We start from the raw sequence: 26,668 nt of genomic DNA, 5'->3' as shown, positions 1-26,668 counted from the left end.
GTTTCCGTCAGCTAACGGAAACTGTCCAAGATCTGCGAGGAGGGGCGGGGTCAGCCGAGGAGGGGGTCCAGGCCCACCGTGAGGCCGGGACGGTTGCGCACCGCGCGGACGGCCAGCAGCACGCCGGGCATGAAGGACACCCGGTCGTACGAGTCGTGGCGGATGGTCAGCGTCTCGCCGGTGCCCCCGAAGAGCACCTCCTGGTGGGCGACCAGGCCGGTGGCGCGCACCGCGTGGACGCGTACCCCGTCGATGTCGGCGCCGCGCGCACCCGGCACCTCGTCCTTGGTGGCGTCCGGCACCGGGCCGAGACCGGCTTCGGCGCGAGCCTGGGCGATCTGCCGGGCGGTGTGCGTGGCGGTGCCGCTCGGGGCGTCCAGCTTGCGCGGGTGGTGCTGCTCGATGATCTCGACGGACTCGAAGTGCCGGGCGGCCCGCGCGGCGAACTGCATCATCAGCACCGCGCCGATGCCGAAGTTCGGGGCGATGACCACGCCGACCTCCGGCTTCTCGGCCAGCCAGCCGCGCACCTGCTCCAGCCGCTGCTCGGTGAAGCCGGTCGTGCCGACCACCGCGCTGATGCCCTGCTCGATGGACCACTTGAGATTGTCCATGACGACGTCCGGCGTGGTGAAGTCGACGACCACGTCGGCACCGGAGACGGCGGAACGGCTGTCGCCCTGGTCGATCGACGCCACCAGTTCGAGGTCGTCGGCGGCGTCGACCGCCCTGCAGACCTCGATGCCCATCCGGCCGCGGGCACCGAACACGCCGACGCGGGTCTTCTCCTGCTCGTCAGTCACGCGGCACAACCTATCCCAATCGGGACGTGCCACCGCCGCCGGATCCGGTCCGCTCCACCGACCGGGATGTGCCCCCGGCCCTGCGGGCGACGGGCCTCAGGCGGAGAAGTCGCCCTCGCCGAACGGGCCGACCACGGCCAGCGACATCGGCCGGCTGAGCAGCTCAGCGGCGAGGGTGTTCACGTCCGCGACGCTGACCTCGTCGACCCGCCGGAGCAGCTCGTCCACCGGCATCAGGTCGCCGTAGAGCAGCTCACCCTTGGCCAGCCTGCTCATCCGGGAGCCGGTGTCCTCCAGGCCGAGCACGAACGAGCCCTTGCTCATCCCCTTGCCCCGGGCCACCTCGGCCTCGGTCAACCCGTCGGCGGCCACCCGGGCCAGCTCGGCGCGGGTCAGGGCCAGCACCTCGTCCACCTTGCCCGGCGCGCAGCCGGCGTAGACGGCGAACAGGCCGCTGTCGGCGTACTGGCTGGCGTAGGAGTAGACCGAGTACGCCAGGCCGCGCTGCTCACGGATCTCCTGGAAGAGGCGGCTGGACATGCCCCCGCCGAGGACGTTGTTGAGCACCCCGAGGGCGAAGCGCCGGTCGTCGGTGCGGTCGATGCCGGGGCAGCCCAGCAGGACGTGCGCCTGCTCGGTCTCCTTCGGCTCGACCAGTGTGGTGGCCGGCTTGGTGCGTACCGCCGGAGTGGCCGCGCGGTGTGCGGCCGGTGCGGCCGGGTCGCTGTCCAGTGGCGTGCCGCGCACGGCCTGCCGGACCAGCTTGACCACCGCGGCGTGGTCGAGGTTGCCGGCGGCGGCGATGACGATCTGTGGTGCGGTGTAGCGACCCCGGTAGAAGGACTGGATCTGCTTGCGGGTCATCGGCGTGACGGTCTCCTCGGTGCCGGAGATCAGTCGGCCCAGCGGGTGGTCGCCGTAGACGGCCCGGGCGAAGAGGTCGTGCACCTCGTCACCGGGTTCGTCGTCGTGCATGGCGATCTCCTCCAGGATCACGCCACGCTCGGTCTCCACGTCGGCCGGCTCCAGCAGCGAGTCGGCGACCAGGTCGCACATCACGTCGATCGCCAGCGGCAGGTCCTCGTCCAGCACGCGGGCGTAGTAGCAGGTGTATTCCTTCGTCGTGAAGGCGTTCGTCTCGCCACCCACCGCCTCGATCTGCGAGGAGATCTCCAAGGCGGTGCGCTTGTGGGTGCCCTTGAAGAGCAGGTGCTCCAGGAAGTGCGCGGCACCGGCCTGCGGACGGGTCTCGTCCCGCGAACCCACCGCCACCCAGATGCCGAAGGACACGCTGCGCATCGCCGGGATCGCCTCGGTGAGCACGCGCAGGCCGCTGGGCAGCACGGTACGACGTACCGTGCCGCCCAGCGGGTCGTCGCTGAGCGTCCGGGTCACCGCGCGGGCGGCGCCGCCGGAGCGGCCCGCCCCATTGTCCCGGGACGCAGCCACCCCCCGTCGATCCGGTGGAAACGGCGCACTGAAGGCCCGACTCACGTGTTGCTCCCGGTTCGACGAGGGGTGGGTGTTGCAGGTGCTGGTGGTCAGCTGTGCCGGGTCCGGCGGCGCGGACGCTCGCCGCCCTCGCCACCACCCTCGCCGCCGCCGTTGCCGCCGTTGCCGCCCTCGCCGCCGCGCTCCGGGCCACGACCGCCACGGTCGCCGCCACGCTCACGGTCACCGCGGTCACGCGGGCCCCGGTCACCCCGGTCCCGACCAGCCGGTCGGTCGCCGCCAGCGGCCTCACCGGCGGCCGGAGCCTCGGCGCCCTCCGGGCGAACCTTGTCCAGGTAGATCTTGCCGCGGGCGTCGATGTCCGCGATCTCGACCTCGACCCGGTCACCGACGTTGAGGAAGTCCTCAACGCGCTCGACCCGCTTGCCGTCGCCCACCTTGGAGATGTGCAGCAGGCCGTCGCGGCCCGGCAGCAGCGAGATGAACGCGCCGAACGCGGCGGTCTTGACCACCGTGCCGAGGAACCGCTCGCCCTGCTTGGGCAGCGTCGGGTTGGCGATCCCGTTGATCCGGTCGACGGCCGCCTGGGCCGACGGGCCGTTGGTGGCGCCAACGTAGATCGTGCCGTCGTCCTCGATGGAGATCTCGGCGCCGGTCTCGTCCTGGATCGCGTTGATGGTCTGACCCTTCGGGCCGATCACCATGCCGATCTTGTCCACCGGGATCTTGACGGTGGTGACCCGCGGCGCGTAGTCCGACATCTCGGCCGGAGCCTCGATCGCGGCCCGCATGACACCGAGGATGATCTGCCGGGCCTCGTTCGCCTGCTGCAGCGCGGCGGCCAGCACGTCCGACGGGATGCCGTTGAGCTTGGTGTCGAGCTGCAGCGCGGTGACGAACTCCGGCGTGCCGGCGACCTTGAAGTCCATGTCACCGAACGCGTCCTCGGCGCCGAGGATGTCGGTAAGCGTCACGTACTGCGTCTTGCCGTCCACCTCGTCCGAGATGAGCCCCATGGCGATGCCGGCGACCGGCGCCTTCAGCGGCACACCCGCGGAGAGCAGGCCGAGCGTCGACGCGCAGACCGAGCCCATCGAGGTGGAGCCGTTGGAGCCGAGCGCCTCGGAGACCTGCCGGATGGCGTACGGGAACTCCTCGCGCGACGGCAGCACCGGGATCAGCGCACGCTCGGCGAGCGCACCGTGGCCGATCTCGCGCCGCTTCGGCGAGCCGACCCGGCCGGTCTCACCGGTCGAGTACGGCGGGAAGTTGTAGTTGTGCATGTAGCGCTTGCGGTTCTCCGGGGACAGCGTGTCCACCATCTGCTCCATGCGGAGCATGTTCAGCGTGGTGACACCCAGGATCTGGGTCTCGCCGCGCTCGAACAGCGCCGAACCGTGCACCCGGGGCAGCACGCCGACCTCGGCGGTCAGCGGCCGGATGTCGCGCGGGCCGCGGCCGTCCATGCGGACCTGCTCGCGCAGCACGCGGTTGCGCACCTCGGACTTGGTCAGCGAGCGGAAGGCGGCGCTGAGCTCCTTCTCCCGACCCTCGAACCGAGCGCCCAACTCCTCGGCGACCCGGGCCTTGACCCGGTCCAGGGCTTCCTCGCGGTCCGCCTTGCCGGCGATGGTGACCGCCTCGGCCACCTCGCCGCGGGCCAGGTCGGCGACCGCGTCGTACACGTCGTCCTGGTAGTCCAGGAAGACCGGGAACTCGGTGACCGGCTTGGCGGCGACCTCGGCCAGCTCGCTCTGCGCGCGGCACAGCTCACGGATCGCCGGCTTGGCGGCCTCCAGGCCGCTGGCGACGATCTCCTCGGTCGGGGCGGTGGCACCGGCCGAGATGAGGGCGACGGCGTTCGGGGTGGCCTCGGCCTCGACCATCATGATCGCGACGTCGCCGTCGTCGAGGGTGCGGCCGGCCACGACCATGTCGAAGGTGGCGCGGGCCAGCTCCTCCAGGGTCGGGAAGGCGACCCACTGGCCGTCGATGTGGGCGACCCGGGTCGCGCCGATCGGGCCGGAGAACGGCAGGCCGGAGAGCTTGGTCGACATCGAGGCCGCGTTGATGGCCACCACGTCGTACGGGTGCTGCGGGTCGAGCGCGAGGATGGTCTCGACGACCTGGACCTCGTTGCGCAGGCCCTTCACGAAGGACGGGCGCAGCGGCCGGTCGATCAGGCGGCAGGTGAGGATCGCGTCCTCGCTGGGCCGACCCTCACGGCGGAAGAACGAGCCGGGGATGCGGCCCGCGGCGTACATCCGCTCCTCGACGTCGACGGTCAGCGGGAAGAAGTCGAACTGCTCCTTCGGGTGCTTACCGGCGGTGGTGGCGGAGAGGACCACCGTCTCGCCCAGCTGGGCGATGACGGAACCGGCGGCCTGGCGAGCCAGTCGACCGGTGGAGAAGGTGATCTCGCGGGTGCCGAAGGACCCGTTGTCGATCACGGCGGTGCGGGATTCGGTGCCGAGTTTGGTCTCGGTCATGTGCTGTCGTGCTCCTTCGCGTCGTGGGCCCGCGACGTCGGGGAGCTGCTCAGCCGGCCGGTCTTCGATCGAAGCGCCCGGGTGGCCGGCGTACTGCCGGGTTCCCGGGGGCCACTACCGGAGACCGGTACGCTGACCGGCTCCCTCTCGGGTTGGTCGCGCGGCCCGTGTTCTTCAGGTGGGACGCCGATCGGGGGAGCGGCCGGTGGGCCACTCCCCCGTCACGTCACCGGCGCAGACCGAGCCGCTCGATGAGCGTCCGGTAGCGGGCAATGTCCTTCTTCTGGACGTAGTTGAGCAGCCGACGGCGACGGCCGACCAGCAGCAGCAGCCCACGGCGGCTGTGGTGGTCGTGCTTGTGCACCTTCAGGTGCTCGGTCAGCTCGGCGATCCGCTTGGTGAGGACCGCGACCTGGACCTCCGGCGAACCGGTGTCGCCCTCGGCGGTCGCGTACTCCGCGCGGATGCTGGCCTTGGCTTCCTGGTCGAGCGCCATGTTCTCCCTGTTTCGATGGGTTGATCAAGTAGGTGTCCGTCGTCCCGATGGACCGGGAACGGACCGGTACCTCGCACCCGCGGCGTCGAGCAGGCACGCGAGGCCCCACGCCGGTCACCCGACGTCCCCGCAAGACTACCAGCACCCACGGGTAACAGCCGGCCAAGGGCCTGCGCGGCCCGGTGGATGATCAGCTCAGAGCGCGCCGGGTGCGTGCGACGTCCTGTTCGATCTGGGCGATCAACGGCTCGATCGAGTCGTAGCGGACCTGACCGCGCAGGTGCGCCACGAAGTCCAGGGCCAGCCGCTCGCCGTACAGGTCGCCGTCGAAATCCAGCGCGTACGCCTCCACCCGCCGCTCCCGACCGGAGAAGGTCGGGTTGGTGCCGACCGACACCGCGGACATCAGCGGCTCGGACTGACCGCGACGGATCAGGCGGGCGGCGTACACCCCGTCGGCGGGCACCGCCGCGTACCGGTGGCAGAGCAGGTTCGCGGTGGGGAACCCCAGCACCCGGCCGCGCTGGTCACCGCGGACCACCACGCCCTCCACCCGGTGCGGGCGGCCCAGCGCGGCCGCCGCGGCGCCCACGTCACCGGCGTCGACGCAGGAGCGGATGTACGTGGAGGAGAAGACCGTGCCGTCCTCGGCGACCAGCGGGCCCCCCTCCACCCCGAAGCCGAAGGTCTTCCCCAGCCGCTCCAGCAGCGCCACGTCGCCGGCCGCGCGGTGCCCGAAGCGGAAGTTGCCGCCCACCACCACCAGCGCCGCGTGCAGGTGCTCGACCAGGATGTCGTGCACGAACTGCTCGGGCGGCAGCCGGGAGAACTCCGGGGTGAACGGCACCACACAGAGCACGTCCACGCCGAGCGCCTCGATCAGTTCCGCCTTGCGGGCCGGCTCGGTGAGCACGGCCGGGTGCGAGCCGGGGCGGACCACCTCGGCCGGGTGCGGGTCGAACGTGACCACCACCGACTGCACGCCCAACTCCCGGGCCCGGGCCACGGCGTGCCCGATGGTCGCCTGGTGCCCCTTGTGCACGCCGTCGAAGACGCCGATGGTGACGACCGAGCGCCCCCAGCCGCCGGGCGCCGCGTCGTACCCCCGCCACCGCTGCATGCCGTTCCTTTCCTGCTGTCCCGCTGGTCGGCGGGTCGACACCGCCGGCCGGAAGCCGGCGGACCTGCGTCCCGCCGTCAAGCCGGGGCGAGCACGATCTCCGCGCGGGCCCGCCCGTCCCGCTCGCTGACGATAGCGATCAGCCCGCCGGTCGGTCCGAAGACGGCGTACGGCCCGGTGATGCCGGCCGGGTCCAGCGGCCCGCCGTGGCCGAGCACCTTCGCCTCGTCGGGTGTCGCCTCCCGGCGCGGGAAGAACCGGTCGGCCGCCGCGTCCAGCGGCAGGTTCACCACGGCCGGGGCGCGCTGCTCCAGCTCGTCGAGCGTGGCCGCCTCGGCGAGGGTGAAGCCACCCACCGCGGTCCGGCGCAGCGCGGTGAGGTGCCCACCGACGCCGAACGCCAGGCCCGCGTCCCGGGCGATGGCCCGGATGTACGTGCCGGAGGAGCAGGTGACGTCCACGTCCACGTCCACCACGTCCGGCTCGGTGCGGCGGATCGCCAGCACCTCCAGCCGGGAGATGGTGACCCGCCGCGCCGGCAGTTCGACGCTCTCGCCGTCGCGCACCCGCTTGTACGCCCGCTGCCCGTCGATCTTGATGGCGCTGACCGCGCTCGGCACCTGGTCGACCTCCCCGGTCAGGGCCGTCAGCGCGGCGCGGATGGCCTCGTCGGTGACGTGACCGGCCGGGGTGCTTGCGATCACGTCGCCCTCGGCGTCGTCGGTGACGGTGGCCTGGCCGAGCCGGATCGTGCCGGTGTAGCTCTTGCCCGCGCCGATCACGTAGGTCAGCAGTCGGGTGGCCCGCCCCACACCGATCACCAGGACACCGGTGGCCATCGGGTCGAGGGTGCCGCCGTGCCCGACGCGGCGGGTCTTCGCCAGCCGGCGGATCCGCGCCACCACGTCGTGCGACGTCATGCCGCCGGGCTTGTCGACCACGATCAGACCATCGGTGCTCACGTCGCCCAAGCCTGCCAGACAGCCTCTCGGCGACCGGAGTCGCCCGGCGCCCTCCGGCCGACCCCGGCCCGCTGTCGCCACGGCGGCGCCCGGGTGCCGGCTGCTGCTGGGCGCGCCGAACGGGACAGCGCCGTCGTCGGCCGAATGCGAAGATCACACGCCCGTTCCCGCCGAACCAGGACTACACGATGACCAGCGAAGACCCCGCCAGCCCGCCGAACACCACCGACCCGTACGCGGTCGCCAGCGAGACCGACGACATCCGGGTGCCGGACTGGATGCGGGGGCCGGCGACCGAAACCCCCGTGACCGGCGCTGATCGGCTGCGGCTGGGCTGGGAGCAGCACGCGGGCAAGCTGCTCGGCGGCGTCGGCGGGCTGGTCGCCCTGGTGCTGCTGGCCGTGCTGGCCTGGAGCGGGTACAGCGCCGTGCAGCGGATCCACGACGGGGAGCCGCTGCTGGGTCAGGGCTCCTCCACGGCGCCGCCCCGGCCGGTCGACGAGAGCGGCAACAGCCTCGGACCGTTCGTCGGCACGCCGGCAGAGACGTTCGCCGTGGGCGCGGCGGCCATCACGCTCCCGGCGGCCAAGGCTGCCGCGCCGTTCACCGCCAAGCAGGTCGGTGACGCGTTGGCGAAGGTCAAGGGGGCGTTGATCCAGAGCCGACTCGACCCGTCCATGCTCTTCGGCGATCCGGACCAGTTCCTCGCCCTGCTGGCCCCGGACGCCCGCGCCGACCTGCGCAAGGACTTCGCGCAGGGGACGAACCTGAACTACGCCACCCTGGTCGACCGCGCCGCCGACCCGAACCTCGACCTCGCCGACGGCATCCGGGCCAGCGGCACCGTGGAGTACCGGTCGACGACCGACAGCGACGGGATCCGGGTGCTGGCGATCACCACCCGGTTCATCTGGGTCTACTCCTTCGACCTGCCCCGCCCGCAGGCGTACGCCCCGGGCGCCGAACTCGTCACCCTCCGGGACCAGGTCGTCTGGCACGTGCCGCACCCCGACGACGTGCGGGCGGGCTCGGCCGGGCTGTGGGTGGACAGCGCCGACGTGACGGTGCTCAACGCGACCTGCGCGGCGATCCGCAAGGGCCGGATCGACCTGGAGATCGCGCCCGAGGTGGGCCTGCCGAACACCGCGCCGACCGGGGACATCTACGACCCGGGTTGGCGTCCCGGCGACGGCGAGGACTGCTGAGCCGGGGGCAGGCCGTCAGCGGATCGCGCCGACCACGGCCCAGGCGCCGCTGCGCAGGCGCAGCAGCAGGGCGACCAGCCGGATCGCCACGAAGAGGGTGAGCCCCGCCCAGATGCCGCCCAGCCCCAGGTCGAGCCCGTACGCCAGCCAGATGGCCGGCAGGAAACCGCCAAGCGCCGCCACGATGGTGAGGTTGCGCAGGTAGCGGACGTCGCCCGCGCCGATCAGCACGCCGTCGAGCGCGAACACCACCCCGGCCAGGGGCTGCATGGCGACGAACCACGGCCAGGCCACCATGGCCTGCTCGCGTACCTGCTCGTCGGAGCTGAACCAGGACGGCACGACGCCGGCGCCGGCGGCGATGAGCAGCGCGAAGGCGACGCCGCAGACGCCGCCGAGCAGGCCGATCCGGCGGGCCAGCGCGCGGGCGTCCGCCGCGTCGCCGGCGCCGAGCGCGGCACCGACCAGGGACTGCGCGGCGATGGCGAGGGCGTCGAGCACCAGGGCCGTGAAGAACCAGAGCTGCAGGGCGATCTGGTGTGCGCCGACGGCGGCGGCGCCGAAGCGGGCGGCGACGGCCGTCGCGGAGAGGAAGCTGGCCTGGAACGCCACGCCCCGGATCAGCAGGTCCCGACTGAGCACGAGTTGCTGGCGGATCACCCGCGGTCGGGGCCGCAGCGAGACCCGTTCGGCGACCAGCGCCGCGGCGAAGAGCCCGCCGGCGATGGTCTGGGCGACCACGTTGGCGACCGCCGAACCGGTCAGGCCGAGCCCACCGGGATAGACCAGCAGCGGGCAGAGCAGCGCGGAGAGCAGGTTGGGGCCGAGCACGAAGAACAGCGGCCGCCGGGTGTCCTGCACGCCGCGCAGCCAGCCGTTGCCGGCGGCGGCGAGCAGCAGGCCGGGGGCGCCGAGCGCCGCGATCCGCAGCCACCCGGCGGCGGCGTCGGCCACGTCGCCGGCACCTCCGGCGAGGGTACGCGCCAGCGCGCCCCCGCCGATCTGCATGCCGATCGCGACCAGCAGCCCGACGCCGAACGCGAGCCACGACGACTGGACTCCCTCGGCCACTGCCGCCGCCCGGTCGCCGGCGCCGAAGCGGCGGGCCGACCGCCCGGTGGTGCCGTACGCGACGACGGTGCCGAGCCAGGCGGTGAGCGTCATCACCGTGCCGCCGACGGCGAGCGCCGCCAGGGGCACCCGACCGAGGTGACCGACGACGGCCGTGTCGACGAGCACGTAGAGCGGCTCGGCGGCGAGGACGACGAGGGCCGGCAACGCGAGGCCGGCGATGCGGCGTGGCGAGGCGGATCGGTCGGTGGTGGCAGGGTGGCTCATCGCCGCCGATCCTGGCACGACGACGGTAAGGATCGCAATCCCGCCGAGGACTTACTCCATCGGCGGCGTCACCGCCCGGAGGACTGACTCACTGGCGGGTGTCCATCGACGTCTGCAGTGCGCGGCGGGCCTGCTCGCGGGCGTCGTCGGTGGTGGTCTCGGGCTTGGGCTTGTTCGGCATGGTGGCGCTCCTTCCAGGGTGCGAGCCACCGGCGCGCGGCAGCCCTCACGGGCGGTCGTGCTGAGCGCCCCACGGCGGTCCGGGGTTACCGGAGCAGCCGACTGGGCAGCGTGAGCCCGGGTCGGTCCGACCCTGGAGGGAGGCAGCGCGAGGTGTGGCACCACCGCCCACGACCTGCATCACCACGTGATGCCGGCCGCCTCCCAAGTTATCGTTCAGGTCCACATGCTGCTCCCGGTTCCCGCCATTTGGACGGTGGCAGCCCGGCTCAGCGGGCCAGGAAGTGCCAGCCCAGCCACCACCAGAACCCGAACAGACCGATCCTGCCCACCGGCACCGAACCGACCTCGTAGCGCATCACGTACGCGCAGACCTCGCCCAGGGTCGGTATGCGGGATCCCTCCCGCCGGGCCAGCCACTCGACCCCGACGAACAGGGCCAGGGCGGTGAGGAAACCGCCGATCGCGAGTGCCCGCATCATCGCCGCACCAGCCCCCAGAACGCGGCCAGCCAGGCGAACCAGGCCGCCGACCGGGTCAGATGATCCTCCAGCAAGGGGTCGGCCAACCGGGAGAAGGTGGGGAAGTCGTCGCCCACGGCCAACACGAAGGTCGCGCCCTCGAAGACCCCGAAGACCACCACCGGCAGTGCCCACCAGGCCGCTCCCGGGCCCAGCCGACGCGGCGCCGGCCGCCGGGGCACCCGGTTGCTCAGACCGAGCCAGATCAACACGCCGCCGGTGCCGAGCGTGTAGAGATTGGCCTCGGTGGAGAACGACGCGAACCGGCCGCCAACGAGGGACAGGCAGAGGAGAACCGGGACGGAGACGGCGGGCCGGTCCCAGGCTCGGGGGGCCTCCACGGTGAGGTCGTGCGGCTGCTCCATCCCGCAATTCTTCCCGTTCTCACGGAGCGCGGCTAGACCGACACCCCCCGGAGCTGACCCTGAACTTCCCGCCCCGGACGGAAACGTGAACGGGCCTGGTCAGCTGCGCCGGACGGCCCGGGAGCGGTCAGGCGTCGCCGGTGATCAGTGCCCCGGCCAGCTCGCCGCGGATCGCCTCGACGACGTGCTCGGCGGTCCCCCGGCCGGTGAACCCGGCCGCGAACGTGTGGCCACCCCCGCCCAGCGCCACCGCCACGCGACTGACGTTCACCGCGCCCTTGCTCCGCATCGACACGGCCCACTCGTCGGGGGCGGTCTGCTTCAGCACGCAGCTCACGTCCGCCTCGGCGGTGCAGCGCACCGAGTCGATCAGCGCCTCCAGGACGTACGGGCGCTGGTCGTGGCGGGCCAGGTCGTCGAGGGTGGCGAAGGTCCACACCAGCCCCCGGCCGTCGGCGGCGGCCGGCTCCAGCCGAGCACGGCCGAGCACCTCCCCGAAGAGGCGGACCGCGCCGAAGGGTCGGGTGTCGAACACCCGCCGGGAGATGTCCCCGGGCGAGATGCCGGTGGACAGCAGCCGGGCGGCAAGCTGGTGCACCGCCGGAGTGGTCGCCTCGAACCGGAACGAGCCGGTGTCCGTGGTCAGCGCCACGTACAGGCACTCGGCGATGGCCCGATCCAGCGGTACGCCCAGTCGCGCCAACAACTGCTCGGCCACCACCGACGTGGCGGCGGCCCGCGGGTCGACCAGGTTGACGGTGCCGAAGCCCGGGTTCGAGGCGTGGTGGTCGAGCACCAGCACGGCAGGAGCCGTCGACAACCGACCGGCCAGCTCACCGAGGCGCGACTCGCTGGCCGCGTCGAAACAGATCACCAGATCCGGAGCCGGGTCCGCGGCGCTCGCCGGGACCAGCAGCTCCAGGCCGGGCAGCCCCCGGAACGGCTCGGGCACCTCCGGCGGCCCGGGAAAGGTCGCCTGCAACCGGTGTACGCCGAGCTGGCGCAGGCCCAGACCGAAGCCGAGCATGCTGCCCAACGCGTCGCCGTCCGGGTTGACATGGCAGATCAACAGCACCCGGCTGGTCGGCCCGACGGCGCGGATCAGCGCCTGGGCCGCGGCCCAGTCCGCCTCGGCCGGGCCGGCGTCGACCGGCGCGACGAGTTGGGCACCGGCGGCGCCCGTCACCGCGCTGCCCCACCCCGGGGGATCTCCGTGACGTCGGCGGCCACGTCGGCCTCGTCGTCGTCGGTCTCGTCCTCGGTCTCGTCGTCGTCGACCCGGTACGGCTGCGCCTCGCCCGCGTACTCCGCCCGGGCGGCCAGCCGCTGCACCTCCGCGTCGGCGTTGCGAGCGGCGGCGAGCAGATCGTCGATGTGCTTGACCTGGTCCTGCACGTCGTCCAGGACGAAGGTGAGCGTCGGCGAGTGCCGCAGCCCGAGCGCCTTGCCGACCGTGCTGCGCAGCAGCCCCTTGGCGCTCTCCAGAGCCGCCGCGGTGTCCGCCTGGGCCACCGCGTCGCCGAGGACCGTGTAGAAGACCGTCGCGTCGCGCAGGTCAGCGGTGATCCGGGCATCGGTGATGGTGATCATGCCGAGCCGCGGGTCCTTGATCTGGCTCCGCACCACCGACGCGACCAGCTCACGCACCCGTTCCGCGTGCCGGCGTACCTTGGCCGGATCAGACATCTCGCCACCTCCACGGCGTCCTGCTCCCGGCCGACCCGGCGACCCCGGGGCCGCCGGCCCGACCGGCCAACATCTCGAACACTACCTTCGCGGCGGCACCGGTCGCCCGGCACCGCCGGCACCCCGGGTCAGTCGTCGTCCACGCCGTACAGCCGGCGTCGGACCGACAACAACTCGACCTCGGGACGCGCGGCCACCAGGCGCTCGCAGGAGTCGAGCACCTCGCGGACGTGCGCCGCTTCGGCGGCGACCACGGCCACCGCTATCTCCGCTCGACCGTGCAGGTCGAGCGCACCCACCTCGGCGGCCGAGACCTCGAAGCGGCGCAGCGCCGCCACGATCGGCCGTACATATGATCTCTTGGCTTTGAGCGACCGGGAGTCGCCCGGCAGCAGCAGGTCGAAGACCGCGTTTCCGGTGAACATCGCCCCGGACGATACCGGCAACCCGCCCCGCATGATCAAGGGGTTTACGCCGGTTGGCGTAAACCCCTTGATCAGCGTGTCACTGCCGGATCAGGCGCGAGCCTTCTCCCGCATCTCGAAGGTCTCGATGACGTCGCCGACCTGGACGTTGTTGTAACCACCCAGGGTCAGACCACACTCGAAGCCCTCGCGGACCTCCGTGGCGTCATCCTTGAACCGCTTGAGCGAGGTGATCGTGAGGTTGTCCGCCACGACCGCCCCGTCCCGCAGCAGGCGCGCCTTCGCGTTGCGTCGGATGATGCCCGACCGGACGATACAACCGGAGATGTTGCCGATCTTGGACGAGCGGAAGACGTCGCGGATCTCCGCGCTGCCCAGCTCGACCTCCTCGTACTCCGGCTTGAGCAGGCCCTTGAGCGCTGCCTCGATCTCCTCGATGGCCTGGTAGATGATCGTGTAGTACCGGATCTCCACGCCCTCGCGGTCGGCCATCTCGCGGACCTTGTTCGAGGCCCGCACGTTGAAGCCGATGATCGTGACCGGCTCCGACGAGGCACTCGCGAGCATGACGTTGCTCTCGGTGATCGCGCCGACGCCCCGGTCGAGGACCTTGAGCTGGACCTCCTCGGGGATGTCGAGGTTGAACAGCGCGTCCTCCAGGGCCTCCACCGAACCGGAGACATCACCCTTGAGGATGAGGTTGAGCGACGTCTTCTCGCCCTCCTTGAGCTGCTCCATGAGCGTCTCAAGAGTGGCCCGACCACGGGAGTTGGCGAAGGACGCCGCCCGCCGCCGTGCCTGCCGCTGCTCGGCGATCTGCCGCACCGTACGGTCGTCCGCCGCGGCGAGGAACGTGTCGCCCGCGCCGGGAGGCGCGGTCAGACCCAGCACCATGACCGGACGCGCCGGACCGGCCTCGGTGAGCTGGTTGCCGTTCTCGTCGAGCATGGCCCGGACCCGGCCGTGCGCCCCACCGGCGACGATCGAGTCGCCCGCCCGCAGGGTGCCCTTCTGCACGAGCACCGTCGCCACCGCACCGCGACCCTTGTCCAGGTGCGCCTCGATGGCCACACCCTGCGCCGGCCCGTCGATCGGAGCGGTCAGCTCCAGCGACGCGTCGGCGGTCAGCAGGACAGCCTCGAGCAGTTCCTCGATGCCGATGCCCGGCTTCGCGGCCACGTTGACGAACATGGTGTCGCCGCCGTACTCCTCGGCGACCAGGCCGTACTCGGTCAGCTGCTGGCGGACCTTGTCCGGGTTGGCCTCCGGCTTGTCGACCTTGTTGACCGCGACCACGATCGGCACGTCGGCCGCCTTGGCGTGGTTCAACGCCTCGATGGTCTGCGGCATCACGCCGTCGTCCGCCGCGACCACCAGGATCACGACGTCCGTCACCTGGGCACCACGGGCACGCATGGCGGTGAACGCCTCGTGACCCGGGGTGTCGATGAAGGTCACCGCGCGGTCCTCGCCCTCGTGCGGGACGTGGACCTGGTAGGCACCGATGTGCTGGGTGATGCCACCGGCCTCGCCGGCCACGACGTTCGCCTTACGGATCGCGTCGAGCAGCTTGGTCTTACCGTGGTCGACGTGACCCATGACGGTCACGACCGGCGCACGACTGACCAGACGCTCCTCGGCCACCTCCGCGTCGAGGTCGATGTTGAACTGCGCGAGCAGCTCGCGGTCCTCGTCCTCCGGGCTGACGATCTGCACCTCGAAGCCGAGGTGCTCACCCAGCAGCTGCAGGGTGTCGTCAGAGCAGGACTGGGTCGCGGTGACCATCTCGCCCAGGTTGAACATCTCCTGGACCAGCGAACCCGGGTTGGCGTTGATCCTGTCGGCGAAGTCCGACAGCGAGGCGCCACGGGAGAGCCGGACGACCTGACCCTGACCCCGGGGAGCACCCGAGCTCATGGTCGGAGCCGACAGGTTGTCGAACTCCTGTCTGCGCTGCTTCTTGGACTTGCGGCCACGCGTCGGCCGGCCACCCGGACGCCCGAAGGCACCCGCGGCGCCGCCGCCACGGCCACGACCGCCGGCACCCGGACGACCGCCGCCGCCCGAGGGAGCGCCCGGACGGAAACCACCGCCGGGAGCACCGCCACCGCCGCCGGGACCGCCACGGTAGCCACCGCCACCGCCGGCACCCGCGCCACCACCGGGGCCGCCGCGGTAACCGCCGCCACCACCGGCGCCGCCGCCGGGACCACCACGGAAACCGCCGCCACCGCCACCGGGGCGACCCGCGCCGCCACCGGGACGACCGGCGCCACCCGGGCCGGGACGACCGGCAGCCGGACGCTGACTCGGCATGGACGCCGGGCTGGGCCGCGGCGGCATGGAGTTCGGGCTCGGCCGCGGCGGCATACCCGCCGGGCTGTTGGGCCGGGGGCCACCCGCACCCGCGGCCGGCGGCCGCTGCTGCTGGCCACCCTGGATGCCGAACGGGTTGTTACCGGCGCCGCGCGCCGGCGGACGACCGCCCGGTCGGGCACCGGGACCCGGCGCCGGCGTGCTCGGCCGAGCGGCCGGCGAACCGGGACGGGGCGGCATCGCGGCCGGACCCGGCCGCGGACCGGGGCGGTTGCCGTCTGCCGGAGGCTCCCGGCGAACGGGGTTTTCCCGCTGCTGCTGGCGGGCGGCCTGCGCGGCCTTGACCGCGGCCTCCTGCTCAGCCTTCAGCGCGGCGGCACGCGCCTCCGCGGCCGCCACCTCGATGTCGTGGGCACTCGCCGGCTTGGCGACCGGGGCCGCGGACTGCGGCGCACCGGGCACCGGACCCTTGGGCTTCGGACCGGGTGCCGGCGCGGCCGGCCGCCGAGGCGGCATCGGCTTCGCCGAGACCCGGGGGGCGCCCGGGGTCGGAGACGGCGTCGGGGTCGGCGTCGAAGCCGGCGTCGGCGCGGGCGCCGACGGGGCGGCCGGCGCCGGAGCACCGGACGACGCGACGAATGCGTTACGCAGCCGTCGGGCGACGGGCGCCTCGACCGTGCTGGACGCGGACTTGACGAACTCGCCCATTTCCTTCAGCTTGGCGAGAACGGTCTTACTCTCGACCCCGAGCTCTTTTGCAAGCTCGTGTACGCGGGCCTTGCCTGCCACTGCACTCCTCACTCCGAGGTCGTGCGGGCAGCACCCGCAGCGACCTCACTCGTGCACTTGAAGCCTGGTCATTTCAGGGACTTCATCGTGTGCTCATGTCGGTCGTCCTACCCTGCTAGCGACCCTCGCCCGGTCGGGCTGACCGGACGTAGTGGTTGGCGCATCGACGTGCTCTGCCAGCACACCGTGGTCGAGGACCTCGGTGATGCGCAGCGCTCGCCCGAAGGCTCGGCGCCGCACCGCCAGCGCGAAGCAGGCCGGATCCGGGTGCATGTTCGCTCCCCGACCCGGCAGCCTGCGGCGCGGATCAGGCCGGAGGCTGTGACCAGCCTCGTCCCCGATCGCGACGACCCGCAGCAATTCGCTGGCCGGCGCACGTTGCCGGCAACCCACACAGGTGCGCTCCGGCTGCGCGCGTCGTACCACTGGAGGAAGTCTACCCCTAGCTGCCCGAGATCGCGCCGCCCGGCTCCGGCACATGCTCGGCCGCGCCGCGCGCGGCCGGGGCGGTCTGCTCCGCGTCGGACCGGATGTCGATCCGCCAACCGGTCAACCGGGCAGCGAGTCGGGCATTCTGCCCCTCGCGGCCGATGGCGAGCGAGAGCTGGAAATCCGGGACGGTCACCCGGGCGGCCCGACCGGCCAGGTCCACCACCTCGACGCGCAGCGCCTTGGCCGGCGACAACGCGTTACCGACGAAGGTGGCCGGGTCGTCCGACCAGTCGATGATGTCGATCTTCTCACCGTGCAGCTCGCTCATCACCGCGCGCACCCGCTGGCCCATCGGGCCGATGCAGGCGCCCTTGGCGTTCACCCCGGGGGTGGTGGAACGGACGGCGATCTTCGTACGGTGACCTGCCTCACGGGCGATCGCGCCGATCTCGACCGTGCCGTCGGCGATCTCCGGGACCTCCAGCGCGAACAGCTTCTTGACCAGGGCCGGGTGCGACCGGGACAGGGTGATCTGCGGCCCGCGCATGCCCTTGGCCACGTGCACCACCACGCACCGGATCCGCTCGCCGTGCGCGTACCGCTCGCCGGGCACCTGCTCGGACTGCGGCAGCACGCCCTCCAGCTTGCCCAGGTCGACGCTGACGATGCCCTTCTCGGTACGGGTCTCGTGCGCCTGCACCACGCCGGTGACCAGGTCACCCTCGCGGCCCACGTACTCGCCGAAGTGCACCTCGTCGGTGGCCTCCCGCAGACGCTGGAGGATCACCTGCTTGGCGGTCATCGCGGCGATCCGCCCGAAGTCGTGCGGCGTGTCGTCCCACTCACGCACCAGGGAACCGTCGTCGTCCATCTCCTGCGCGTACACCAGGGCCGCGCCGGACTTGCGGTCGATCTCCACCCGGGCGTGCGGCTCGGCGCCGTCGGTGTGCCGGTAGGCGGTCAGCAACGCGGTCTCGATCGCCGCGAGAATCGTGTCGAACGGGATCTCCCGCTCGCGCTCGAGTGCGCGCAGCGCCGCGAGGTCGATGTTCACCTCTCCTCGTCCTCCACATCATCTTCGTCGTCGATGTCGTCTGAATCGTCGTTCTCGTCGGTCTCGTCCGCGTCGTCGAACTCGTCCGGCTCACCCAGCTCGGCGAGGCGGGTGAACTCGACCTGCACGCGGCCCGGGCCCAGCTGGGCGTACGCCCACACGGTCTGGCCGTCGTCGGTCTCCAGCCGCACGCCCTCGTCGTCGGCCCCGACCACCCGGCCGGTCAGCTGGCGGTCCCCGGAGGGCTGCTCGCCGCGCTGGCCGGGCAGCGCGACCGCGCCCCGGACGGTGACCTTGACCAGCCGGCCCACGTTGCGCCGCCAGTGCCGGGGCAGGGTGAGCGGCCGGTCCACACCCGGCGAGCTGACCTCGAGCTGGTATTCCCCGGCGAGAATGTCGCCGCCGGTCTCCTCGGCGGCGTCCAGGGCGGCCGAGACCGCGCGGGAGACGTCCGCGACGGCGTCCAGGTCGATGCCGCCGTCGGCGTCCACGATCACCCGCACCACGTGCCGGCGGCCGGCCCGGGAGACCGACAGGTCCTCCAGGTCGTAGCCCACGCCGTTGACCACCGGCTCGATCACGGTCCGCAGCCGGGTACGCCGTGCCGCGAGATCACCGCCGCCGCGCGGGGCGGCGCCGTCGCGCGGACCGCGGGAGCCCGCGCCGTCGCGGGGTCGACCCGTCGACCTGGTGGCACGGCCACGCTGCGTCATCTGCGCACCCTCTCCCTGGTCGACCGGGACCCTCGTCCCGCCATGCCGGCACGCCACCGGAGCGGACGCGCCGGTGGCTGCGCAGAGCGTAACGCGCCTGCCCGGCGGCGGACCGGGCGGCGCACCGACGGCGATGGCCCCCGGACCGGCCCGGATGGTGTTCACTGGCCCGGTGGGGATCGGCAGAACGACACCGCGCGACCAAGTATCCGGACATAACCGGCGAAACCTCCTGCGCGTCGGGGCGCTGCTGGCGCTCGGCTGCGCAGCGGCGCCGCTGACCGGCTGTGATCTTTTCGACCGCGACGACGAGCCGGCGCCACCGCCGGACCCGCTGCGCCCGATGGTCGACGAGTCGCTGGGCCTGGCCGCCGCGTACCGGGCGAGCGCCGCCGCCCACCCGGAGCTGGCCGACCGCCTCGGCCCCATCGCCGAGACACACACCGCGCACGCCACCGAGCTGGCCCGGGTGATCGGCCTCGCTCTCCCGTCCACACCCGCCGCCGACCCGAGCGCCACCGCGGCGACCGAGCCGGCCGGCGCGCTGGCCGCCCTGCGCGCGCGGGAGAAGACCGCACAGCAGTCCGCCACCGCGGCCTGCGCGGCGGCGCCCGCCGAGCGGGCGGCGCTGCTCGGGTCGATCGCCGCCGCGCGGGCCACCCACCAGGAGGCACTGAAGTGAGGCAGCCCACCTCCGGGGAGGCGCTCGCCGCCGCCCTCTCCGCCGAGTACGCGGCCATCTACGCCTACGGGCGGATCGGCGTCCGGCTCACCGGGGCGGCACGCGAGGCCGCACACCAGGCGGAGGCCGCACACCGACGACGGCGCGACGGGCTGGTCGTGCAGCTCAGCACCACCGGCGGCACCGTTCCACCGGGCCGGGCCGGGTACGCGCTGCCGTTTCCCGTCATCGACCGGGCGAGCGCGTTGCGGCTGGCCGTCGAGGTGGAGGAGCGCACCGCGGCGCACTGGCGGGCCGCGTTGGCGTCCACCACGGGCCCGGACCGCGACCAGGCGCTGGCCGCCCTGGTCGAGTACGCCGTACGGGCCACGCGGTGGCGCAAGACCGCAGGGGTGACCCCGGCGACTGTCGCATTTCCCGGCCGCCCGACCTGAACCTGGTCCACTCCGGTTGCGGAGCGCATACCAGGTATGCATACTCCGTTGCCATGTCCATCCGTCACGGGCTGCTCGCCCTTCTCGAACGCGGCCAGATGTACGGCTACCAGCTGCGCGCCGCGTTCGAGGAGTCGACCGGCTCGACCTGGCCGCTGAACATCGGGCAGGTCTACACCACGCTGTCCCGGCTGGAACGGGACGGTCTGGTGCGCCCGCTGCCGGAGAGCGAGGCCGGGCAGCGCCCGTACGAGATCACCGACGCCGGTCGGGCGGACCTCGCGCTGTGGTTCGCCACCCCGATCAGCCGCACCGACCGCCCCCGCGACGAGCTGGCGATCAAACTGGCCCTGGCGCTCACCACCCCCGGAGTGGACGTCCGCTCGGTGGTGCAGGCCCAGCGCAGCGCGACCATGCGCACGTTGCAGGAGTTGACCCGGTTGAAGTACGGCAGCGACCGCCCGGAGGACCTGCCGTGGCGGCTGGTGCTGGACTCGATGGTGTTCCAGGCCGAAGCTGAGGTGCGGTGGCTGGACCACTGCGAGACCAGTCTGGTCCGGCTCCAGCCCAACGGGCCGACGCCACCCCCGACCCGGCCGCCCGACGCCGGGGCGTCCGACGGCGCGCGGTGGGCCGACGAGGAGGCGCGACGGTGAGCGGAATGGACGACGCGGTGCTGGAGCTGCGCGCCGTCCACCGCACCCACGGGTCCGGCCCGGCCGCGGTCCACGCGCTGCGCGGTGTCAGCCTGGTCGTCCGGCCGGGCGAGCTGGTCGCCGTGATGGGCCCGTCCGGTTCGGGCAAGTCGACGCTGCTGGCCCTCGCCGGTGGGCTGGACCGCCCGACCCGCGGCGACGTCCGGGTCGAGGGCCAGCCGCTCGGGGCGTTGGATCGCCGCGGCCTGGCCCAGCTGCGCCGCCGCCGCATCGGTTACATCTTCCAGCAGCTCAACCTGCTGGCCAGCCTGAGCGCGTTGGAGAACGTCGCGCTCCCGCTGGAGCTCGACGGCGTCGGCGGCCGGCGGGCCCGTGCGGCGGCTCTGGCCGCGTTGACCGAGGTGGGCCTGCCGGCGCTGGGTGACCGCTTCCCGGACCAGCTCTCCGGTGGTCAGCAGCAGCGGGTGGCGATCGCCCGCGCGCTGGTCGGCGAGCGGCGCCTGGTGCTCGCCGACGAACCCACCGGGGCGCTCGACTCGCAGACCGGCGAGGCGGTGCTGCACCTGCTGCGCCGCCGGGTCGACGCGGGCGCCGCCGGCATCCTCGTCACCCACGAAGCGCGCCACGCCGGCTGGGCCGACCGGGTGGTGTTCCTGCGCGACGGCGTGCTGGTCGACACGACGGCCCCGCTGGGCAGCGTCGAGCAACTGCTGTCCGGCAGCGACCGTTGACCCTGCGCCGGACGCCGCTGGCACGCCGCCGCGTCGATCCCCCGGCGGTCGGACCGGTGACACCGCCCACGCCCGTCGGGCGGCGGCGGTTCGCCGAACTGACCGGCTCGTGGCGGGCGGCGCTGCGGATCGCCCGACGCGAGTCGCGCCGGGCGCGTCGGCGTACCGCCCTGGTGCTCGCGATGATCGCCCTGCCGGTGCTGGTGCTGGCCTTCCTCGCCACGAGCTACGACATGTCCGAACTGACCCCGCAGGAGCGTGTCGACCGCCGCCTCGGCGTCGCCGACGCGGAGCTGCGGTGGTTCGCCGAGACCCCGGTCATCCAGGACGAGTGGGGCGACAGCTGGTATCCCCGTGACGACAGCCAGTCAGCGATCGGCCGCCCGGCCACCGCCGCCGAGGTGACCGCGTTGCTCGGCCCCGGCAGCCGGGTCACCGAGGTCCGCGCCGGAGGCCCGGTGACGGTGCGGGGCCCGAGAGGCGACGAGACCCTGCAGGGGCGGGTTCTCGACCTCGCCGACCCGCTGGCCCGGAGTCTGGTGCGGTTCCGGTCGGGGCGGGCGCCGCAGCAACCCGGCGAGGTCGCGGTGAGCCCGGCGGCGCTGCGCCGCCTGGACGTACGCCTGGGCGACGCCGTGGCCACCGCCGACCGGGCGAGGACGTACACGGTGGTCGGGGTTGTCGAGTTTCCCGACGACCTCGGCCCGGTGGTGGCGCTGCACCCGGCGGCCGTCGGGCGGGCCGATCCGCAGACGGAGAGCCGCTGGCTGGTCGACGTTCCCGGCGTCGTCGACGCGGCGATGGTGTCGCGGCTCAACGACCACGGGGTGGTGGTCGCGCCGCGCCACCTGCCCGCCTCGGCGACGTCGTCCCGCAGCTGGATCGGCTACGCGGACACCACCGACCTGAGCACCGGCGTGCTCATCGCCGGTCTGGGGTTGCTGGAGGTCGTGCTGCTGGTCGGACCGGCGTTCGCCGTGGGGGTCCGCCGTCGGCGCCGGGACCTGGCGCTGGTCGCCGTGGCCGGCGGGGACGCGGCCCAACTGCGCCGGGTCGTGCTCGCCGACGGGGTGGTGCTGGGCGTGCTGGGCGCCGCGGCGGGGTTGCTGCTCGGTGTCGGCGCGGCGTTCGCCGGTCGTCCACTCATGGAGCAGTACGTCTTCGGCGCCCGCTTCGGCGGGTACCGCTGCTGGCCCTCGGCCCTGGTCGTGCTCGGCGGGGTCGCGGTGCTGGCCGGGGTGCTGGCCGCGCTCGCGCCGGCCTGGACGGCGGCCCGGCAGGACGTCGTCGCCGGGCTCGCCGGGCGACGTACCCCGCCGCCGCCCCGGGCCCGCGCCCTGACCTTCGGGTTGACGCTGGTGGTCGGTGGGGCGGCGCTCGCGGCGTTCGGGGCCAGCCGGACATCACCGGCGGTGATCCTGACCGGCCTGATCCTCGGTGAGCTGGGCCTGGTCTGTTGCACGCCGACGTTGATCGGCGCGCTCGCCCGGCTCGGCCGGGTGCTGCCGCTGGCGCCCCGCATCGCGCTGCGCGACGCCAGCCGCAACCGGGCCGCCGCGGCGCCGGCCATCTGCGCCGTGATGGCGGCGGTGGCCAGCAGCGTCGCGCTCGGCGGATACCTGGCCAGCGACGGGGTCCGCGACGCGCGCACCTACCAGCCGATGCTGCCCACCGGTCACGTCCTCATCAACCCCCAGGAGCCGGGCCGGCAGCCGGAGCCGACGTTGGCCCAGATCGACGCCGTCGCGCGGGCGCAGCTGGGCGCCACCGCCGTCGCACCCGTACGCACGCCGCTCTGCTCCTCGACCGACGGCGCGGCGGACTACTGCTCCGTCGGGCCGGAGATCCCGCCCGAGCGCGTCTGCCCCTTTGTGCCCGGGGACAGGCTGTCGGCGACGCAGCGTCGCCAGGCGCGGGCCGACCCGCGTTGCCGGAACCGTGCCGCGGACTACTTCGGCAACGGCGTCGAGACAGTGGTGGACGACGGCAGCGCGCTGCCGCTGCTCACCGGCGCCGACGCGGCGGCGACCGCCGCCGCCACCGCCGTGCTGCGCGCCGGGGGCGTGGTGGTGACCGACCCGCGCTACCTGCACGACGGCCGGGTGACGGTGCAGGTCAACGAGGTGCGGGCCGGGCGGGACGAGGCGACCACCACCCGGCACGACCTGCCCGGGTACGCGTTGCCGCCCACGGTCGGCCAGCCACGCCTCCTGCTCTCCGCGTCCGCCGCCCGACAACTCGGTCTGAGCCCTGTCCAGGCGGGCTGGGTGGTCGACACTCCGGCGCCGCCCAGCCAGCGCCGGCAGGATCGATTCGCCAAGGACCTGCGGGCCTTCGGGACGTTCTCCCTCCAGGTGGAGCAGGGCGCCGCCCCGCGCGACGACTCACCGCTGCTGCTGCTGCTCGCCGCGGCGGCCGGAATGATCACGGTGGGCGCGGCCGGGATCGCCACGGCGCTCGCCGCCGCGGAGGGCCGGGCCGAACTGTCCACCCTCGCCGCGGTCGGCGCGGCCCCTGCGGTACGCCGACTGCTGGCGATCTGTCAGGCCGGGGTGATCGCCGGTCTCGGTTCGGTGCTCGGCATCGTGGCCGGGCTCGGCACCGCGGCGATCGTGCTGTTCTCGGCCAACCGGGAGTACGCCACGGCCTGGCCGGCACGGGAGCCGTACCCGTACCTGGTGCCGTGGCCGGCGCTGGGCGTGCTGGTGCTGGTGCCGGTGGTGGCGATGCTCGGCGCGGGCCTGTTCACCCGGTCGGGGCTGCCGATCGAACGGCGCCTGGACTGAACCCGGGCCACCCGGGGGCCGGGGGCCGGAACCGGACCGTCCGGGGGTGCCGTCGGGGCGGGGCAGCCGGCAGACTGAGCCACGTGTCAGCGCTCGCAACCCTCACCCGTCGACTCGGCCACCACCGCTGGTTCGGGTCCGCCGCCCGCCTGCTGGTCCCCGCCGACCGGATCGTCGGCCGGCTCACCCGGGGCCGGGTGGTCGCGCTCGGTGTGCTCCCGTCCCTCGTGATCACCACGACCGGTCGCCGCTCGGGCAAGCCGCGCAGCAATCCGCTGCTCTACGTGGCCGACGGCGACGCGTACGCGGTGATCGGCTCCAACTGGGGGCAGACCCACCAGCCCGGTTGGGCGATGAACCTGCTCGCCGACCCGGCCGCCGAGGTGGACGTGAAGGGTCGCCGGTTCCCGGTGCGGGCCGACCCGGCCACCGGGGCCGAACGGGACCGCCTGTGGCACCTGCTGGTCACCGAGTGGCCGGCGTACCGCACGTACGTCGAGCGGGCCGGCGGCCGGGAGATCCGCATCTTCCGGCTGGTGCCGACCGGGCGCGGCGTGCCGGCCGACCCCCCGTCGGCTGGCTAGGCTGACGCCAGTCGCTTCAGGCGGAGGTTGACCCGTGAGCGCGAGGAGTGAGCCGGTCCTGCGAGCCCCGCAGCCGCGAACAAAGGCTGACCAGTGAGCGCGAGCAGTGAGCGGTCGGGTGTCGACCGGAGCCTCGACGATCGACGGTGGACGGTGGCGGAGCGGGTCGCCGAGGTGGTCCGGCGGCGGTTTCCGGCCGAGGTGCTCGCGATCGCGGTCCACGGTCCCCTGGCGCACGGCGACGACGACGGTGGCGGGGACGGTGAGGTGGGGATGCTGGTGGTCACCTACCGGCCGGGCGCCGGGCCGCCGCCGGCGACCCGGCGGGTGGACGGGGTGCTTGTCGATCTGACCGTGGCCGCCGCCGACGACTACCTCGGGCAGGCCCGGGTGCTCTCCCCGTTGTGGCCGCTGACGGCCGACCGGTACGTCACCACCCGGTCCCTCTACGACCCGACGAGCTGGCTGCGGACGTTGCGGGACGAGCATCTCGGCCGGCTCGCCCGGGCCCGGCCGACGGAGTTCAGCACCGCGGCGCGGCAGGCCTGGTACCGGGGCAGCGCGGCGCACTCCCGGGCCGCCCGGTTGGCCGAGTGGTACGAGACGGACCAGGCGTTGCTGATGCTCGGTGAGGCGCGGTTGGCCGCGGCGACCGTGACCGGCCTGCTGGGCCGCACCTACTTCCGCGATCCGGGTGACGCGGTGCGGCGCACGGGGTTGGCCGGCGCGGACATGACGGAGGTCGGCGCGGTGCTGGCGCGGCAGGCCGAGGAGTTGGCGGCGCGTGGCCGCCCGGTCGACGGCACGATCGACGAGCTGCTCACCGGTTGACCGGCGTCACAGCCCGCCCTGCACTCCGATCAGTGAGCCGACCAGGTAGGTGGCGCCGGCCGCGGCGGCGCCCAGCACGAGTTGACGCAGGCCGCTGGTCCACCAGGGTCGGTTGGTGAACCGGGCCACCACGGCACCGGCGGCGAACAGGCCGAGCCCACCCACGGCGAGCGCCAGCCAGAGTTCGGTGGCGCCCAGCAGGTACGGCAGCAGCGGGATCAGCGCCCCCACCGAGAAGAACAGGAACGAGGAGATCGCCGCCGCCCAGGGGCTCGGCTGGTCGTCGGGGTCGACGCCCAACTCCTCGCGGACGTGCACCCGCAGCGCCTCCTCCGGGTCCCGCCGTACCGCCTCGGCGACCTGGGTGGCGAGGTCGCGGGGCAGGCCCCGGGCCACCCACGCGTCGGCCAGCTCGCGGGCCTCCGCCTCGGGGTGCCGCTCCAGCTCGCGCCGCTCCTTGGCCACCTCGGCGGCGACCTGTTCGTTGGCCGAGCGCACGCTCGTGTACTCGCCGAGCCCCATCGAGATCGCACCGGCCACCAGGCCGGCGGACCCGGTCAGCACGATGCTGCGCGGCGACACGCCACCGCCGCCGACGCCGGCGATGAGGGCGATGTTGGTGACCAGGCCGTCCATCGCGCCGAAGACGGCCGGGCGCAGCCAGCCGCCGGAGACGTCCGCGTGGTGTGCCTCGCGCAGGGCCGCGGGAGTGTCGGTCACGGCAGGGTCAGGATCTCGTGGCCGTCGTCGGTGACGACGATGGTGTGCTCGAACTGGGCGGTCCACCTGCGGTCCTTGGTGACCACCGTCCACCCGTCGTCCCACATGTCGTACTGGTAGGTGCCGAGGGTGATCATCGGCTCGATGGTGAAGGTCATCCCCGGCTCCATGATGTCGGTGGGGCGGGGGCTGTCGTAGTGCGGCACGTAGAGCCCGCTGTGGAAGGTCTCGCCGATCCCGTGGCCGGTGAAGTCGCGGACCACGCCGTAGCCGAACCGCTTGGCGTACGACTCGATGACCCGGCCCACCACGTTGATCTGGCGGCCCGGGGCGACCGCGCGGATGCCGCGCATCATCGCCTCGTGGGTGCGTTCGACGAGCAACCGGGCCTCCTCGCTGACCTCGCCGACGCAGAAGGTGGCGTCGGTGTCACCGTGCACCCCACCGATGTACGCGGTCACGTCGACGTTGATGATGTCGCCGTCGGTCAGGACGGTGGAGTCCGGGATGCCGTGGCAGATGACCTCGTTGACGCTGGTGCAGCAGGACTTGGGGTAGCTCCGGTAGCCGAGCGTCGACGGGTACGCGTCGTGGTCGCAGAGGAACTCGTGCACCAGACGGTCGATCTCGTCGGTGGTCACGCCGGGCTTGCAGTGCTCACCGGCGAGCTGGGTCGCCTGGGCGGCGAGCCGGCTGGCGATCCGCATCTTCTCGATGGTCTCCGGCGTCTGCACGTGCGAGCCGCGCCACTGCTGCGGGCTCTTCTTACCCACGTACTCCGGGCGGGGAATGTGGGCGGGCACCGGTCGCATCGGGGAGAGCGTGCCTGGGGTCAGCGGCGGACGGACGGTCATGCCCCAAGCCTATCGCCGGAGGAGCTGGTGACCCGTGCCACGGC

General features: G+C 73.3%; 26 protein-coding genes. 8 read left to right on the top strand and 18 right to left on the bottom strand.

Annotated elements, in window-relative coordinates:
• Nucleotides 1–50: 50 nt before the first annotated feature.
• The 6 genes from dapB to truB form a co-directional block, all read right to left on the bottom strand.
• Entirely contained in the window at nt 51–803 is a 753-nt protein-coding gene (gene dapB / locus ABZU46_RS14550; protein ID WP_354857678.1) for a 4-hydroxy-tetrahydrodipicolinate reductase, read from the bottom strand.
• 96 nt (nt 804–899) lie between these two features.
• Nucleotides 900–2,297 carry a pitrilysin family protein gene (locus ABZU46_RS14545; protein WP_354857676.1) on the bottom strand — a complete coding sequence of 466 codons (1,398 nt, stop codon included), beginning with the start codon at nt 2,295–2,297 and terminating at the stop codon, nt 900–902.
• A 47-nt stretch (nt 2,298–2,344) separates the two neighbouring features.
• Entirely contained in the window at nt 2,345–4,744 is a 2,400-nt protein-coding gene (locus ABZU46_RS14540; RefSeq protein ID WP_354857674.1) for a polyribonucleotide nucleotidyltransferase, read from the bottom strand.
• A gap of 226 nt (nt 4,745–4,970) precedes the next feature.
• A complete protein-coding gene (rpsO, locus tag ABZU46_RS14535; RefSeq protein ID WP_007456699.1) occupies nt 4,971–5,240 on the bottom strand; it encodes a 30S ribosomal protein S15 in 270 nt (89 codons plus the stop codon).
• Between the two features lie 190 nt (nt 5,241–5,430).
• Nucleotides 5,431–6,360 carry a bifunctional riboflavin kinase/FAD synthetase gene (locus ABZU46_RS14530; RefSeq protein WP_354857671.1) on the bottom strand — a complete coding sequence of 310 codons (930 nt, stop codon included), beginning with the start codon at nt 6,358–6,360 and terminating at the stop codon, nt 5,431–5,433.
• Between the two features lie 77 nt (nt 6,361–6,437).
• A complete protein-coding gene (gene truB / locus ABZU46_RS14525) occupies nt 6,438–7,322 on the bottom strand; it encodes a tRNA pseudouridine(55) synthase TruB (protein WP_354857669.1) in 885 nt (294 codons plus the stop codon).
• Nucleotides 7,323–7,510: 188 nt separating this feature from the next.
• Between truB and ABZU46_RS14520 the strand changes: the two genes are divergently transcribed.
• Nucleotides 7,511–8,527 carry a hypothetical protein gene (locus ABZU46_RS14520; protein ID WP_354857666.1) on the top strand — a complete coding sequence of 339 codons (1,017 nt, stop codon included), beginning with the start codon at nt 7,511–7,513 and terminating at the stop codon, nt 8,525–8,527.
• 15 nt (nt 8,528–8,542) lie between these two features.
• On the opposite strand, the gene ABZU46_RS14515 is transcribed toward ABZU46_RS14520, so the two are convergent.
• The 10 genes from ABZU46_RS14515 to rimP all read right to left on the bottom strand — a co-directional run bounded on the left by ABZU46_RS14515 (nt 8,543) and on the right by rimP (nt 18,346).
• The gene (locus ABZU46_RS14515) at nt 8,543–9,865 is read right to left on the bottom strand and encodes an MATE family efflux transporter (RefSeq protein WP_354857665.1); all 1,323 of its coding nucleotides are present in this window, start codon (nt 9,863–9,865) and stop codon (nt 8,543–8,545) included.
• Nucleotides 9,866–10,314: 449 nt separating this feature from the next.
• Nucleotides 10,315–10,524 (bottom strand): DUF6186 family protein, encoded by a 210-nt coding sequence (locus ABZU46_RS14510; protein WP_234588302.1) that lies wholly within the window; start codon nt 10,522–10,524, stop codon nt 10,315–10,317.
• Complete coding sequence (locus tag ABZU46_RS14505; protein ID WP_354857662.1) at nt 10,524–10,931, bottom strand: hypothetical protein; 408 nt, start codon at nt 10,929–10,931, stop codon at nt 10,524–10,526. Before ABZU46_RS14505 ends, ABZU46_RS14510 begins: the two co-directional genes overlap by 1 nt.
• A 127-nt stretch (nt 10,932–11,058) precedes the next feature.
• On the bottom strand, nt 11,059–12,117 hold the full coding sequence (locus tag ABZU46_RS14500) for a bifunctional oligoribonuclease/PAP phosphatase NrnA (protein ID WP_354857660.1): 1,059 nt from the start codon (nt 12,115–12,117) through the stop codon (nt 11,059–11,061).
• Nucleotides 12,114–12,617 carry a 30S ribosome-binding factor RbfA gene (rbfA, locus tag ABZU46_RS14495; RefSeq protein WP_354857657.1) on the bottom strand — a complete coding sequence of 168 codons (504 nt, stop codon included), beginning with the start codon at nt 12,615–12,617 and terminating at the stop codon, nt 12,114–12,116. The genes ABZU46_RS14500 and rbfA overlap by 4 nt, the downstream gene beginning before the upstream one ends.
• Nucleotides 12,618–12,745: 128 nt before the next feature.
• Nucleotides 12,746–13,042 (bottom strand): DUF503 domain-containing protein, encoded by a 297-nt coding sequence (locus ABZU46_RS14490; RefSeq protein ID WP_234588255.1) that lies wholly within the window; start codon nt 13,040–13,042, stop codon nt 12,746–12,748.
• 90 nt (nt 13,043–13,132) lie between these two features.
• On the bottom strand, nt 13,133–16,147 hold the full coding sequence (gene infB, locus ABZU46_RS14485) for a translation initiation factor IF-2 (protein WP_354857655.1): 3,015 nt from the start codon (nt 16,145–16,147) through the stop codon (nt 13,133–13,135).
• Between the two features lie 93 nt (nt 16,148–16,240).
• On the bottom strand, nt 16,241–16,573 hold the full coding sequence (locus ABZU46_RS14480) for a YlxR family protein (RefSeq protein WP_266251254.1): 333 nt from the start codon (nt 16,571–16,573) through the stop codon (nt 16,241–16,243).
• A 16-nt stretch (nt 16,574–16,589) separates the two neighbouring features.
• Entirely contained in the window at nt 16,590–17,633 is a 1,044-nt protein-coding gene (gene nusA, locus ABZU46_RS14475) for a transcription termination factor NusA (RefSeq protein WP_354857652.1), read from the bottom strand.
• Nucleotides 17,630–18,346 carry a ribosome maturation factor RimP gene (rimP, locus tag ABZU46_RS14470; protein ID WP_354857650.1) on the bottom strand — a complete coding sequence of 239 codons (717 nt, stop codon included), beginning with the start codon at nt 18,344–18,346 and terminating at the stop codon, nt 17,630–17,632. The genes nusA and rimP overlap by 4 nt, the downstream gene beginning before the upstream one ends.
• A gap of 154 nt (nt 18,347–18,500) precedes the next feature.
• Between rimP and ABZU46_RS14465 the strand changes: the two genes are divergently transcribed.
• From ABZU46_RS14465 to ABZU46_RS14435, 7 genes are all read left to right on the top strand, one after another.
• Complete coding sequence (locus ABZU46_RS14465) at nt 18,501–19,028, top strand: hypothetical protein (RefSeq protein WP_354857647.1); 528 nt, start codon at nt 18,501–18,503, stop codon at nt 19,026–19,028.
• Nucleotides 19,025–19,462: a ferritin-like domain-containing protein gene (locus ABZU46_RS14460; RefSeq protein ID WP_354857645.1), complete on the top strand. Its 438-nt coding sequence runs from the start codon at nt 19,025–19,027 to the stop codon at nt 19,460–19,462. Before ABZU46_RS14465 ends, ABZU46_RS14460 begins: the two co-directional genes overlap by 4 nt.
• Nucleotides 19,463–19,515: 53 nt before the next feature.
• The gene (locus ABZU46_RS14455) at nt 19,516–20,118 is read left to right on the top strand and encodes a PadR family transcriptional regulator (RefSeq protein ID WP_354857643.1); all 603 of its coding nucleotides are present in this window, start codon (nt 19,516–19,518) and stop codon (nt 20,116–20,118) included.
• A gap of 5 nt (nt 20,119–20,123) precedes the next feature.
• Nucleotides 20,124–20,849 carry an ABC transporter ATP-binding protein gene (locus ABZU46_RS14450; RefSeq protein WP_354857683.1) on the top strand — a complete coding sequence of 242 codons (726 nt, stop codon included), beginning with the start codon at nt 20,124–20,126 and terminating at the stop codon, nt 20,847–20,849.
• Between the two features lie 56 nt (nt 20,850–20,905).
• Nucleotides 20,906–23,635, top strand: a complete 2,730-nt coding sequence (locus ABZU46_RS14445) for an FtsX-like permease family protein (protein WP_354857640.1) — start codon at nt 20,906–20,908, stop codon at nt 23,633–23,635.
• A gap of 83 nt (nt 23,636–23,718) precedes the next feature.
• The gene (locus tag ABZU46_RS14440) at nt 23,719–24,219 is read left to right on the top strand and encodes a nitroreductase/quinone reductase family protein (RefSeq protein WP_354857637.1); all 501 of its coding nucleotides are present in this window, start codon (nt 23,719–23,721) and stop codon (nt 24,217–24,219) included.
• Nucleotides 24,220–24,312: 93 nt separating this feature from the next.
• Nucleotides 24,313–25,050 (top strand): nucleotidyltransferase domain-containing protein, encoded by a 738-nt coding sequence (locus tag ABZU46_RS14435; RefSeq protein ID WP_354857635.1) that lies wholly within the window; start codon nt 24,313–24,315, stop codon nt 25,048–25,050.
• 6 nt (nt 25,051–25,056) lie between these two features.
• Here ABZU46_RS14435 and ABZU46_RS14430 read toward each other — a convergent pair whose 3' ends face one another.
• A complete protein-coding gene (locus ABZU46_RS14430; protein ID WP_354857632.1) occupies nt 25,057–25,770 on the bottom strand; it encodes a VIT1/CCC1 transporter family protein in 714 nt (237 codons plus the stop codon).
• Entirely contained in the window at nt 25,767–26,624 is an 858-nt protein-coding gene (gene map / locus ABZU46_RS14425; RefSeq protein ID WP_354857630.1) for a type I methionyl aminopeptidase, read from the bottom strand. Before map ends, ABZU46_RS14430 begins: the two co-directional genes overlap by 4 nt.
• Nucleotides 26,625–26,668: the final 44 nt, after the last annotated feature.

The sequence above is a fragment of the Micromonospora sp. NPDC005197 genome (assembly GCF_040608295.1).
Lineage (GTDB): Bacteria > Actinomycetota > Actinomycetes > Mycobacteriales > Micromonosporaceae > Micromonospora.
Note: the sequence above shows the minus strand (reverse complement) of the source record. Positions and strands in the feature narration are given on the sequence as shown.